The sequence below is a fragment of the Caballeronia terrestris genome (genome assembly GCF_001544515.1).
In the GTDB taxonomy this organism is placed as follows: domain Bacteria; phylum Pseudomonadota; class Gammaproteobacteria; order Burkholderiales; family Burkholderiaceae; genus Caballeronia; species Caballeronia terrestris.
Window position 1 is genome coordinate 1 of record NZ_FCOL02000098.1, and the last position, 12,895, is coordinate 12,895.

Consider the following 12,895-nt stretch of genomic DNA (forward strand, 5'->3'; position numbering starts at 1 on the left):
AACACGTGGCTGAATGCTCGGCCGGCGAGCGCCTTGCTAACAGAGTCAGCCGAAGTCAGATCGGCTGTAATCGATTCCATGGCCGGCGACACGGCCGTTCGGCCGCGCGAGAGTCCTGCAACCGTCCAGCCGGTCGAAAGCAACTGGTCGGCCAGACTGCTGCCGACGATGCCGCTTGCCCCGATGATGAGCGCCCGTTTTGCCATGAGAGAGTTGGTCAAGATGAAGAAGCCTGTTGACTCGGGCTGGTTTCCAACCATCAATCGTTGCCCGAGGAGTGAATGCGTCTCAAACGAATCGCGTCAGATCCGGTCGAATCGAAAGGTGGCTCGGCGACACGCCGCGGAAAGCCGGGCCCAGGTTTGATGTTCCACCGTACCACAGCGGCCCCTGAATGGCGTCGCGGTTGCAGCGCGAGGGAAGCCGCAAACCTATCATCGCTTTCGTTGTACGCGTGTTTCAGGTAGAGCAGCGCGACCATCAGCCGGATGGACAGTCGCGGGCGCCCTAGCAGCGCTGATGCCCGCACTTGCGAGCTAGGAAAGTTCGGATAAAACATGTGCGAAAGTGGATCCGCGCTGCAACAGACCTCGGGTCACGATGCGCCAAGATCTTCTAGCGGGTGCATGTCACCGTGCCATGGCGACGCCAGAAAGTATTGGACCCGGTTGGCGTGCACCTCGGCAAGCGTCACTGGCTCCCAGCGAGGCCGTTGGTCCTTGTCGACGATCAGAGCACGCACGCCCTCAGGAAATCGCCTCGGAGATCGCTCGATACACGATTCCTAGTTCCATGCGGAAGCAGTCGGCAAGCGCCAACTGGCGGCCACGCAGCAGCGCATGATAGGTCACCTCCAGCATGCACGGCGAGTTGCTCGTGAGATTGGCGAGCGTCGCCGTAGACCAATCGGTGGGCGTATCCTGTTGCAGGCTCCGGACGATTGACTCGATGCCGCCCGCGGCGCTGAAATGTGCCCGGATCTGCTCGCGGTGCGCTTCGAGTTGGGGATGCACCTCAGTGTTTGCCGGCGGTACGAACGCGCGCCGCAGCGAATCGATTGCCTCTTCACGTCCATCCCAGTGCAGCGTCTCAAGGCGCTGCACGAAGTCGCAGAGCCACGGCGATGGCACGCAAATATCCGCGAGACCGCATGCAACCGCGTCGGCACCGGAGAGCATTGCGCCGGTGAGACCAACGTACAGCTCCATGTCGAGCGGCATCTTACCCATGAAATTCGTCGCCCCGACATCAGGCAGCATGCCAATGCGCGTTTCGGGCATCGCCATGCGTGTGCGCTCGGTCACGATACGGAGTGCAGCGCCTTGGGGCGAGCCCCATACCGCCCCCCCCATCGCGATGCCGTCCAAAAGCGCCACTACCGGCTTCTCAAAGTTGTGTATCGCATAGTCGACGCGGTATTCGTCAATGAAAAATTGGAGCCACGTCTTGTCACGCGTCGCGTCACTCCGCACGGACCCGTAGAGTGCGCGGATGTCACCAGCAGCGCAGAAGGCTTTTTTGCCTCCGCCGCGTAGGACGACCGCGAGAATCGCATCTTCGGTGCGGCAGCGTTCGAACACCTGCGACAGACGGCCAATCATTTCATGCGAGAGCGCGTTCAGAGCGCGCGGGCGGTTAGGGTGACGATCGCCACTCGATTGACGACCTCGAAGCCGATTTCCGGTTCATGTTCAATGACCATTTTTGTGCTCATGCGTTCTCCGTACATACTGGCGCGTCTCAACGACGATTGCGACATGCTGGCGACGAGCGAGACCCTTTACAGAACGGCGAGGCATTCGTTGCTACCGCCTGACCTTTCGCTGCAACCTAATTCGGCCCTCGGCAATCGAGCCATTCTTCTGGGGGCGCCTCAACTTGAGCGAGACCGTTGCTTCGTCGAGCCTCGCCACGGACTGGTGCTGGGCGCGCTGCTCGTCGCGGCGGTGCTGCGCGCGTGCTCACGGCAACGAGGCCGGCGCGCAGGATCCGGTGGGCGTCCGTTGATCGCGGCATCGTCCGCGCGTGAACGGCGCGCGCGCCTCACCCGCCCCGTGCCGTTCACCCATTCCCTGGCTGCCCCCTGCCTTTCCCCAACCCCTTGAGCGTCTCGTCATGCTCCGCGCGAAGCACATCGGTGAACGCCATCGCGAGCCGCTCGCGCGGCCGGTGCGGCGGAAACAGTAGATAAGTCGGGAACAGCACGGCCGGTGAAAACGGCCGGATCGCGATGTCGGGCCCGGCGAAGTCCCGCGCGACGACCGGATGCGCCAGCGTCAACCCCATCCCGCAGCGCACCATCTCGCAGCAGATGGCCGCGTATTGCGCTTCGATCGCCAGCACGCGCTCGACGCCCGCACGCTCGAACATCTCGTCCATTTGCGCACGCGTGCCGTCGCCGTGACATAGCGAAATGAACGGCTCCCCCTGAAAATCCGCGGGCTTGAGCGTCACCTTCTTCGCGAGCCGGTGCGCCGCCGGCATCACCGCGACCGCCGACACCTTCGAAAGCAGTTCGACCTCGCAATTCGACGCCTCGCTGATATACACCGCGACGCCCAGATCGCAGAACTGCGACGCCGTCCAGTGATTGACGGTACCCGACGAATTCACGTGCAGCGACACCGTCACCTCCGGATATAGGTCGTGGAAACGCTTGATCGCGTGCGGCACGAGCGTGAGCCCCGCCGAGGGCATCGCCGCGATGCGCAACCGTCCGCTGCCCAGATTGCGAATCTGCGCCGCCGCATTCGCAAGCCCTTGCAGGCCCACATACGCGCGCTCCACTTCGCGAAAGAACGCGTTGCCTTCGCTCGTCGGTATCAGCCGCACGCCGCTGCGCTGGAAAAGCAGCAGGCCGGTCTCACGCTCGAGCTGCGAGATGAGCCGGCTCACGTTCGGTTGCGACGTGAACAGCTCCTTGGCGGCGGCCGTCATCGAACCCGCGACCATGACCGCGCGAAACGCCTCGATATGCTTCAGGTTCATTCGCTCCATCCCATATCAATGGTGTATGGGTCGTTATTTTATTCGTATTGGACGATATGGGTCGATCGCGCGAGACTTGTATCACGGACGGTCCCCTCCCGCCACGCGAACCCCACATCGAATGGAGAAGTGTTCATGAAACACATGCAACAAAGCCGCTCCCCTGTCCGCGCGCTCGCCGCCGCGCTTGGCGCGCTTGCCCTCTTCGGGCCGGCACTCGCGCAGGCGGACACCACGCTCTACGTGGCGAACGTGGGCGGGTCGAATGAACAGCTATATCGGCAGAAGATTATGCCGGCGTTCGAGAAGGCGAACAACGTCAAGATCGTCTACGTGGCGGGCAATTCCAGCGACACGCTCGCGAAGTTGCAGGCGCAAAAGGGCCACCAGCAGATCAACGTCGCCGTGATGGACGACGGCCCGATGTACCAGGCGATGCAGTTCGGCCTGTGCGCGAAAGTGGAGGACGCGCCGGTCATGAAAGACCTTTATCCGCTCGCGAAGCTCGGCCCGACGTCGGTTGGCGTGGGCATGGTGGCGACGGGCATCGGCTATAACGAGGAAGCGTTCAAGAAGCTCGGCCTGCCCGCCCCGGACTCGTGGCAGGTGCTCACCGACAAGCGCCTGAAGGGCAAGCTCGGCGTACCGCCGATCACGAACACCTACGGCCTGCACACACTCGTGATGCTCGCGCGCATGAACGGCGGCGGCGAGAAGAACATCGACCCCGGCTTCGCGGTGATGACCAAGCAGGTCGCGCCCGAAGTGCTCTCTTGGGCGCCGACGCCCGGCGAAATGGACGGGCTCATGCAAAGCGGCGACGTGATCCTCGCGCCCTACGGCAGCGGCCGCGCGGTCGCGCTGCAGAACACGGGCTTCCCGCTCAAGTTCGTTTATCCGAAGGAAGGCGGCGTGGCGCTGCAGGTGGCCGCATGCGCGGTGGCGGAGAACGCCCAGCCGCAGTTGTCGCAGAAGTTCATCCAGTTCCTGTTGAGCCCCGAAGTGCAGGCGATGCAGGCGCAGGCGATCGGCCTCGGCCCGGTCAACAAGACGGTCAAGCTCGCGCCGGAAATCGCCGCGCGCGTGCCCTACGGCCCGGAGCAGATTGGCAAGCTGATTGCAATGGACTGGACCACGGTCAACCAGCATCGCACCAAGTGGACGGAGCGCTGGAACCGTTCCGTCGAACGATAAGCGGCTGGGCGGCCGATGCCTCTCGCATCTGCCGCCGGCTTATGCAGCCCCCATCATCCGACGATCCGACGCACATGACCTTCCTGACACTCCAAGGCATCTCGAAGCACTACGGCGACTTCATGGCGATCGAGCATATCGATCTCGCGGTCGAGCGCGGCGAGTTCCTGTCGCTCCTCGGGCCGTCCGGCTGCGGCAAGACCACGACGCTCCAGATGATCGCGGGCTTCGTCACGCCGAGCGCGGGCCGCATCACGCTCGACGGCCGCGACATCACGAACGAGCGCCCGGAAAAGCGCGGCATGGGCGTCGTGTTCCAGAGCTACGCTCTTTTTCCGCACATGACGGTGGTGGGCAACGTCGGTTTCGGGCTCGAGATGCGCAACGTGAAGCGCGCCGAGCGCGCGGTGCGCGTCGCCGAAGCGCTCGATCTCGTGCGCCTGAAGGGGCTCGATGCGCGCTATCCGAAGGAGCTCTCGGGCGGGCAGCGTCAGCGCGTCGCGATTGCGCGCGCGCTCGCGATGCAGCCCGAACTACTGCTTCTCGACGAACCCATGTCGAACCTCGATGCGAAGCTGCGCGAGGAGATGCACATCGAATTGCGCGCGATCCAGAAGCGCCTCGGCATCACGACGATCCTCGTCACGCACGACCAGGTCGAGGCGATGACGATGAGCGACCGCATCGCGGTGATGCATCGCGGCAGGATCGCGCAGTTGAGCACGCCGTTCGAGGCCTACGAGCGGCCGGAAACACCTTTCGCGTCGACGTTCCTCGGCAAGACCAACACGTTCGCGGGCGAAGTGCTGCGGCGCAACCCGCGCTGCACCGAAGTCGATGTCGCCGGCACCACGCTCAAGGTGCCGCACGAAGGGCGCGCGATCGAAGGGCCCGTGCACGTCTACATCCGTCCGGAGAAAGTGCACCTCGCGAACGGCGTCGCGCGCGTGCGCGGACGCATCGTGACGCGCGTGTTTGTCGGCAACCAGTGGCTGCTGGAGATCGAGACGAGCCTCGGCACGCTGCGTGTCGCGCAGCCGAACTACGGCGCGCCGCCGCCTTCGGAAGGCAACGAAGTGGGCGTCGCCTGGAGCGACAACGACCTGCGCATCCTCGGACGGGAGAACGCTCATGGCCACGCTTGACGACACGCGCGGCGGCGCCGCGCCGTGGCTGCTGTCTGCGCCCGCACTGCTGCTGTTCGGCGCGCTGCTGCTGGTGCCGCTTGTGCTGACGCTTTTGCTGTCGTTTCGCGTCTTCAGCGACATCGCGGGCGTGCAGACGGCCTACACGCTGGTGAACTACGTCGAGGTCGTGACCGATCCCTACTACGGCACCATCTTCCTGCGCACGGCGGGACTCGCGTTCTCGGTTACGCTTCTCTCCATCGTGCTTGGCGTGCCGGAGACGATCGTCCTCGCGCGCATGAAGCGGCCCTGGCAGTCGCTGTGCCTGCTCGTCGTGCTCGGGCCGCTCCTGATCTCGGTCGTGGTGCGCACGCTCGGCTGGCAGATCCTGCTCGGCAACAACGGCGTCTTGAACAACGCGCTGCAAGCGCTGCACATCACGTCGGAACCGGTGCGCCTCGTCTTCACGATGACCGGCATGGTGATCGCGCTCACGCACGTGCTCGTGCCGTTCATGGTGATGTCGGTCTGGGCGACGCTGCAAAAGCTCGATCCGCAGGTCGAATGGGCGGGGCTGTCGCTCGGCGGCTCGCCGTTTCGCGTGTTCCGCCGCGTGGTGCTGCCGCAGATCATGCCGGGCGTGCTGTCGGGTTCGATCATCGTGTTCGCGCTCTCGGCCTCCGCGTTCGCGACGCCCTCGCTGATCGGTGGACGGCGCCTGAAAGTGGTCGCGACCGCCGCCTACGACGAGTTCCTCGGCACGCTCAACTGGCCGCTCGGCGCGAGCATCGCGGTGCTGCTCCTGATCGCCAACGTGGCGATCGTGATGGGCTGCAGCCGCCTTGCCGAGCGCCGTTTCAAGCACATTTTCGACTGACCGCGCCGAGGCCGATATGAAACAAAACGGATTCTGGGGCTTGTTCTACAACGCGCTTTTTCTCTCGTTCATCCTCGCGCCGCTCGTCGTCGTGATGCTGGTCGCGTTCACCAACAAGGGTTTCATCTCGATGCCATTCAACGGCGCGTCGCTGCGCTGGTTCCGGGCGATCGTCGAGAACGGCGACATCGTCGCGGCGTTCTGGCTTTCGGTGCGGCTCGCGTTCGCCGCCGCGACGATCGGCGTGCTGCTCGCGGTGCCGGCCGCGCTCGCGATCGCCCGCTACCGCTTTCCCGGCCGCGCCGCGCTGATGGGCTTCTTCCTCTCGCCGATGATGATCCCGGCCGTCGTGCTCGGCATCGCGTTCCTGCGCTTTCTGTCGTTGCTGCATCTGAGCGGCTCGTTCTGGGCGCTGACCGCGACCCACGTCGTCGTCGTGCTGCCGTATGCGCTGCGGCTCGCGCTGTCGTCGGCAGTCGGCCTCGATCGCGATGCCGAACGCGCCGCGCTTTCCTGCGGCGCGAGCCGCTTTACGGCGTTTCGCCGCGTGGTACTGCCGATGATCCGCACGGGCGTCGCGGGCGGCTGGGTGCTCTCGTTCATCCAGAGCTTCGACGAATTGACGATGACCATCTTCGTCGCCACGCCCGGCACTACCACACTGCCCGTCGCCATGTACAACCAGATCGCGCAGACGATCGATCCGCTCGTCGCTTCGGTGTCGGCGGTGATGATCGTGGGCACGGTCGTGCTGATGGTGCTGCTCGACCGCATGGTCGGCCTCGACCGCATTCTTATCGGAGAAGCTCAATGAAAGGCAATACTTCCGCCAGCCCGGACGTGCTCGTGCTCGGCGGCGGGCTGGTCGGCTCGGCGGTCGCGTACGGGCTCGCGCGCGAGGGCGCGAAGGTCACGGTCGTCGATCAGGACGACGGCGGCTTTCGGGCCTCGCGCGGCAATTTCGGCCTCGTGTGGATCCAGGGCAAGGGCTACGGCATGACACCCTACGCACGCTGGTCGCGCAGCTCGGCGACGCGCTGGCCCGCACTCGCTTCGGGCTTGCTCGAAGAAACCGGTATCGATGTCGCGTTGAGCCAGCCCGGCGGCTTTCACCTGTGCTTCTCGGGCGACGAACTGGCCGAGCGCGAAAGGCGCCTCTCGACGCTGCAAAGCGAACTGGGCGGCGACTATCCGTATCAATTGCTCGACGCGCGAGAGCTGCGTGAATTACTTCCCGCGATCGGCCCGGAAGTGGTCGGCGCGAGCTACACGCCGATGGACGGACACGTCAATCCGCTCAAGCTCCTGCGCGCATTGCACGCCGGGATGCAGCGCCACGGCGTGACGCTCGCAAGCGGCGACGGCGCCGAGCGCATCGTGCCGGAAGGCGGCGCGTTCACGGTGCACGGCAAGCGCGGCGTGTGGCGCGCGTCGCGCGTCGTGCTGTGCGCGGGGCTCGGCAACCGCGCCCTTGCGCCGCAGGTCGGCCTGCATGCGCCGGTCGCGCCCAATCGCGGACAGGTGCTCGTCAGCGAGCGCGTCGCGCCGTTCCTGCAGTACCCGACGATGAACGTCCGCCAGACCGACGAAGGCAGCGTTCAATTCGGCGATTCGATGGAGGAAGTTGGCCTGAACGACTTCACCACCACCGACGTGCTGTCAAACATCGCGCAACGCGGCGTGCGCGCGTTTCCGCTGCTGAAGAATGTGCGGATCGTGCGGACCTGGGCCGCGCTGCGCGTCTACAGTCCCGACGGCTTTCCGATCTACGAACAATCGGCGCGGCATCCGGGCTCGTTCGTCGTGACCTGTCATAGCGGCGTTACGCTTGCCGCCGCCCACGCGATGCGCATCGCGCCGTGGATCGCGGGCGCCGCGATGCCCGACGACATCGCCGTCTTCGCCGGCGGCCGCTTCGCCGGTGCCCGCGCCCACCCGACTCCCGCTCACTGAATACGCCATGACTTCGAAACCACTTTTCAGGGCCCTGCCCGGCGCCGATGCGCTCATCGACATTTCGTTCAACGATGGGCCGCTGCGTGTGCCTGGCGGCCGCTCGGTCGCCGCCGCGCTGCTCGCGGCTGGCATCGACCGCTTTCGCGCGACGCCCGTCTCCGGCGCCCCGCGCGCGCCGTACTGCATGATGGGCGCGTGCTTCGAATGCCTCGTCGAAATCGACGGCGTGCCGAGCCGCCAGAGCTGCATGGTGACAGTGCGCGACGGCATGCGCATCCGCTCGCAGGAAGGCGCGCGCGATCTGCCGCCGGTCGCAGCCGCATCGCTGGAGAACGCTCATGGTCGCTGAACAAGTCGATGTGGCCGTTGTCGGCGCGGGGCCGGCCGGCTTGAACGCGGCCGCGCGTGCGGCGGCGCTGGGCTTGAGCGTCGTGCTGCTCGACGAACAGGACGCGGTCGGCGGGCAGATCTATCGCGCGATCGAGCGCACCGATGCGCGCCGCCGCGAGATTCTCGGACCCGACTATGTGGCAGGCGCCGCGCTAGCGCAGGCTTTCGTGCGCTCGGGTGCGCGGCATGTCGCCAACGCGTCGGTGTGGCAGGTGACGCGCGAACGCCGCGTCCATTACCTGAAGGACGGCAAGGTCGACAGCTTCGAGGCGAAGCGCGTGATCCTCGCGACCGGCGCGCTAGAGCGGCCCTTCCCGATCCCCGGCTGGACGCTGCCCGGCGTGCTGACCGCGGGCGCCGCGCAGATCCTGCTCAAAAGCGCGGGCGAAGTGCCCGCCGAGCCGCCGGTGCTGGTCGGCTGCGGGCCGCTCCTGTATTTGCTCGCCTGGCAATACGTGCGGGCGGGCGTGCCGATCCGCGCGCTCGTCGATACGACGCGCCATGAGGACCGCTGGCGCGCGAAGCGGCATCTGCTTTCCGCGGTACGCGCGTGGCCGTTCCTGAGCAAGGGCCTGCAGCTGATGCGCACGCTGCGCGAAGCGGGCGTGCCGATGCACGAAGCCGCCGACGATCTGCGCATCGAAGCGGTGCGCGGCGCGGACGGCAGCGAGCGCGCGGCGGCACTGTATTTCACGACGCACGGCCAAGCGCATCGCATCGAGGCGAGCGTGATCCTGCTGCACCAGGGCGTCGTGCCGAACACACAGTTCACGCTGGCGCTGCGCGCGAAGCATCACTGGGACGCGGCGCAACTCTGCTTCACGCCCGCCACCGATGGGTGGGGCGAACTCGATGTCCCCGGCATCTTCATCGCGGGCGATGGTTCCGGCATCGGCGGCGCGCTGGCGGCGGCCGAGCAAGGCGAATTGAGCGCGCTCGCGGTCGCGGCGCAGCTCGGCGCCATCGATACGGCGAGCCGCGACCGCCAGGCCGCGCCGCATCGCCGCAAGCTCGCGGACGTGATGCGCATCCGCCCGTTCCTCGACAGCCTCTACCGTCCGCGCGACGCCAACCGCATCCCCGCCGACGATGTAATCGTCTGCCGTTGCGAGGAAGTCACTGCGGGCGACGTGCGCGGCTTCGTCGAACTGGGCTGCCTGGGGCCGAACCAGGCGAAATCGTTCGGACGGTGCGGCATGGGTCCGTGCCAGGGGCGCCTGTGCGGCCTGACCGTCACCGAGGTGATCGCGCAGGCGCGCAGCGTGGAACCGGAAACGGTCGGCTACTACCGCATCCGTCCGCCGATCAAGCCGCTCACGCTCGGAGAGCTTGCCGGTGAATAAGCCATTGCAACCGGTGCGAGAAACGGATGTGCTGGTCGTCGGCGGCGGCCTGCACGGGTCGAGCAGCGCCTTCCATATGGCGCGGCGCGGCGCAAGCGTGACGGTGCTCGAAGCCGAGTACGTCGGCCGCCATGCGTCGGGCGTGAACGCGGGCGGCGTGCGAACACTCGGGCGGCCGCTGCCGGAAATTCCGCTTGCGCTGATGTCGCGCGAAATCTGGCACACGCTCGCTGAAACCATCGGCGACGATGCGGGCTTCGTGCCGTCTGGCCAGATGAAAATCGCCGAAACGCAAGCCGAACTCGACGAATGTCGCGAGCGGGTCGAATTGCTCGAAGCGCACGGCTTCACCCACGAAAAGCTGATCGATCGCGAAACGCTCCTCGACATCGAGCCGAACATCGCGCCGCACGTGACAGGCGGCGTCTGGGTCGAGCGCGACGGCTATGCACTGCCGTTCCGGGCCACCACGGCGTTCCGCCTCGCGGCGCAAAAGCACGGCGCGATTTTCCATGAGGGGACTCCCGTCGGGTCCATCGAGCAGCACGGCGAGCGCTGGCTCGCGCACACGCCGTCAGGCACGTTCGCGGCGGGGAAGCTCGTCGTGACGGCGGGCGCGTGGGCCGGCGAGCTGGCGCGGCAAGTCGGCGAACCCGTGCCGGTGCATCCGGAAGGACTGATGCTGATGGTCACGCATCGCGTCGCGCCGTTCTGCCGCTCGACGCTCGGTGCGACCGGCCGGCCGCTGTCGTTCAAACAGTTCGACAACGGGACGGTCGTGATCGGCGGCAAACTGATCGGCATCGCCGATCTCGCCGCGCGGCACGGCGAAGTCGATTTCGCGCGGCTCGTGAAGAGCGCGAATACAGTGGTCGACCTGTTTCCGCATCTGCGGCATCTCGGCATCAATCGCGCGTGGGCGGGCGTCGAAGCCTTCACCGACGATTCGCTGCCCATCATCTCGCCGAGCCGCCGCGCGTCGAACCTGACCTACTCGTTCGGCTATTGCGGCAGCGGCTTCCAGCTCGGTCCGGGGTGCGGCCGCCTCGTCTCTGAACTCGTGCTCGACGGACGGCCTTCCCTTCCGCTCGATGCGTTCGCCATCGACCGCTTCGGTCCGATGGTGCAGTGAACCCCGGCGCGCGCCGTCCGGTGCGCCCGTCAACCCGCAAAGGAGTGCTTCAACGTATGACCGATATCGTCAGGATCGAAACCAATCAGCGCATGAGCCGTGTCGTCAAGGCGGCGGGGCTCGTATTCATCGGAGGACAGACGGCGAACGACCGCACGCCGGACGTGAAAGCGCAGACCCGCCAGGTGCTCGACAAGATCGACGGGTTTCTGGTGAAGGCGGGCATCGACAAGACGCGGCTCGTCTCGGCTCAGGTGTGGCTCTCGGACATCGGGCGCGACTTCGCGGGCATGAACGAGGTGTGGGACGCGTGGGTGCCCGAAGGCTGTGCGCCGACGCGCGCGACGGTTCAGTCGCAACTGGCGGCGCCGGATTTGCTGGTCGAAATCACGGTGACGGCGCTCGGCTGATTCTTTTCCCTGTAATGGCGTTCGCGGTTCATACTGCGAACGCAGCCTCGCCGATATCAGGAACCTCCCTGCACGCCAGCTTCGCAAAAAGTTACACCTGCATCAGCGCCACGCCGTTCGCCGCGAAGAAGTCGCGTGCGCCGCGCGTCTCGATCTCTTCCGCGATTACTCGAATCCCCAGATCATGGCACACGGCCCGGCAAAGCCGCCCTCGCGTAACCCAAGCCGGATCGATTATCGGCTTGGGAAGCCCTCGTGCCTGCGCTGAATGCCGAAGCTCCCAGGTGCCGGATCGAACGAATCCGGCGACGGACTCAGTTCGAAAGCTGAGCCCTGTCTTGGATGAGGTAACGACGGCCAGCAAGTCAAAAAACGCCGATCACCAAGTGCCGCCAAACGCCTGCTGTACTTTTTGCGAATCGGTAACACCGTTCGCAATCAGCAATTGCGTACGACCGCGAAGGACGATTCGGTCACGCTACCCGCGTGGCTCGGAATTCCTGAAATCCGTCACTCCATTGGTCTTGCCAGATGGTGGCATTTTCGATTGCGCTGCTCTGGATGATCAACGGCATCGTCTTTTACGCGGTGCTGTTCACGACCGGCCAGTGGCTGCGGCTCGTGCCGACGACCTGGGAAGTGATTCCCGATGCGGCCTCGACTGCCCTTCGGTCCGGCCTTTCAATATCGTTACGCAGTGGTGGGGCCCGACGAGTCAGCTCACCGAACAGGACAGCTCACCGAACAGGACATCTCGCCGTACTTCTGGCCCAACGGGACGATGCCGGTGTCGCAGAGTTTGACGAGCTCGTGAAGGACGGTTTCGCGCATTACCGGCTGAGAATCGATGGTCTGGTCGAAAAGCCGGTAGAGCTCACATACGCAGAGCTGAAAGCGATGCCGAAGCAGGAACAGATCACCACGCATTTCTGCATTCAGGGATGGTCCGGCGTCGCCAGGTGGGGCGGCGTTCCGATGCGTCATCTGCTCGGTCTGGTGAAACCGACGGCCGACGCCCGCTACGCGGTGTTCTATTCACTGGCCGATGGGGGCGATGGCGGACGCTACTACGACGTGCACAGAATCGCCAACATGCGGCACGAATTGACGATGCTCGCCTACGAGATGAATGGCGCACCGCTCAGCGTACTGCATGGCGCGCCGTTGCGGCTGCGCTGCGAGAACGAACTCGGCTTCAAGATGGTCAAGTGGATTGCGGCCATTGAGTTCGTGCACGATTTCGCCGACCTCGGCGCGGGCGAAGGTGGCTACAACGAGGATCACGAGTTTTAGTACCATTGATAGTCAACGCTCAACAGCTGAGCCGCATGCGTATAGTTGATAGTCGGTTTTCTTTCAGGCGCGGGTATCGCGTACCGACTGCCTGGACTTGGCGTTGCGATCTAGCCCTTGATCCTGCTCGACATGCTTTAACGCGAGAAGGAAACTCGATGACCACCAGTGGACATCGTGCTTGC

Annotated in this window: 12 protein-coding genes and 1 pseudogene; 10 read left to right on the forward strand and 3 right to left on the reverse strand. The window is 65.3% G+C overall.

Annotated features, from left to right (window positions below; translation table 11 throughout):
- From AWB67_RS31835 to AWB67_RS31845, 3 genes and pseudogenes are all read right to left on the reverse strand, one after another.
- The coding region (locus AWB67_RS31835; protein ID WP_125477760.1) for an NAD-dependent epimerase/dehydratase family protein at positions 1 to 206 on the reverse strand (206 nt) is incomplete at its 3' end.
- A 389-nt stretch (positions 207 to 595) separates the two neighbouring features.
- A pseudogene (locus tag AWB67_RS31840) lies at positions 596 to 1,714 on the reverse strand (enoyl-CoA hydratase/isomerase family protein).
- Between the two features lie 347 nt (positions 1,715 to 2,061).
- The gene (locus tag AWB67_RS31845; protein WP_087660062.1) at positions 2,062 to 2,988 is read right to left on the reverse strand and encodes a LysR substrate-binding domain-containing protein; all 927 of its coding nucleotides are present in this window, start codon (positions 2,986 to 2,988) and stop codon (positions 2,062 to 2,064) included.
- A gap of 135 nt (positions 2,989 to 3,123) precedes the next feature.
- Here AWB67_RS31845 and AWB67_RS31850 point away from each other — a divergent pair, with 135 nt between their 5' ends.
- The 10 genes from AWB67_RS31850 to AWB67_RS31895 all read left to right on the forward strand — a co-directional run bounded on the left by AWB67_RS31850 (position 3,124) and on the right by AWB67_RS31895 (position 12,710).
- Entirely contained in the window at positions 3,124 to 4,182 is a 1,059-nt protein-coding gene (locus AWB67_RS31850; protein ID WP_374729868.1) for an ABC transporter substrate-binding protein, read from the forward strand.
- A 74-nt stretch (positions 4,183 to 4,256) separates the two neighbouring features.
- On the forward strand, positions 4,257 to 5,327 hold the full coding sequence (locus AWB67_RS31855; RefSeq protein WP_087660063.1) for an ABC transporter ATP-binding protein: 1,071 nt from the start codon (positions 4,257 to 4,259) through the stop codon (positions 5,325 to 5,327).
- On the forward strand, positions 5,314 to 6,186 hold the full coding sequence (locus AWB67_RS31860; RefSeq protein WP_087660064.1) for an ABC transporter permease: 873 nt from the start codon (positions 5,314 to 5,316) through the stop codon (positions 6,184 to 6,186). The genes AWB67_RS31855 and AWB67_RS31860 overlap by 14 nt, the downstream gene beginning before the upstream one ends.
- A 16-nt stretch (positions 6,187 to 6,202) precedes the next feature.
- On the forward strand, positions 6,203 to 7,000 hold the full coding sequence (locus AWB67_RS31865) for an ABC transporter permease (protein ID WP_087660065.1): 798 nt from the start codon (positions 6,203 to 6,205) through the stop codon (positions 6,998 to 7,000).
- Positions 6,997 to 8,139 carry an NAD(P)/FAD-dependent oxidoreductase gene (locus tag AWB67_RS31870; protein ID WP_087660066.1) on the forward strand — a complete coding sequence of 381 codons (1,143 nt, stop codon included), beginning with the start codon at positions 6,997 to 6,999 and terminating at the stop codon, positions 8,137 to 8,139. The genes AWB67_RS31865 and AWB67_RS31870 overlap by 4 nt, the downstream gene beginning before the upstream one ends.
- Before the next feature lie 7 nt (positions 8,140 to 8,146).
- Positions 8,147 to 8,491, forward strand: coding sequence for a (2Fe-2S)-binding protein (locus AWB67_RS31875; RefSeq protein WP_087660067.1), 345 nt, complete (start codon positions 8,147 to 8,149; stop codon positions 8,489 to 8,491).
- The gene (locus AWB67_RS31880) at positions 8,481 to 9,875 is read left to right on the forward strand and encodes an FAD/NAD(P)-dependent oxidoreductase (RefSeq protein WP_087660068.1); all 1,395 of its coding nucleotides are present in this window, start codon (positions 8,481 to 8,483) and stop codon (positions 9,873 to 9,875) included. The genes AWB67_RS31875 and AWB67_RS31880 overlap by 11 nt, the downstream gene beginning before the upstream one ends.
- Positions 9,868 to 11,007, forward strand: a complete 1,140-nt coding sequence (locus AWB67_RS31885; protein ID WP_235025448.1) for an NAD(P)/FAD-dependent oxidoreductase — start codon at positions 9,868 to 9,870, stop codon at positions 11,005 to 11,007. The genes AWB67_RS31880 and AWB67_RS31885 overlap by 8 nt, the downstream gene beginning before the upstream one ends.
- Before the next feature lie 56 nt (positions 11,008 to 11,063).
- Entirely contained in the window at positions 11,064 to 11,417 is a 354-nt protein-coding gene (locus AWB67_RS31890) for a RidA family protein (protein WP_087660069.1), read from the forward strand.
- Between the two features lie 531 nt (positions 11,418 to 11,948).
- A complete protein-coding gene (locus AWB67_RS31895; protein WP_200822359.1) occupies positions 11,949 to 12,710 on the forward strand; it encodes a molybdopterin-dependent oxidoreductase in 762 nt (253 codons plus the stop codon).
- Positions 12,711 to 12,895: the final 185 nt, after the last annotated feature.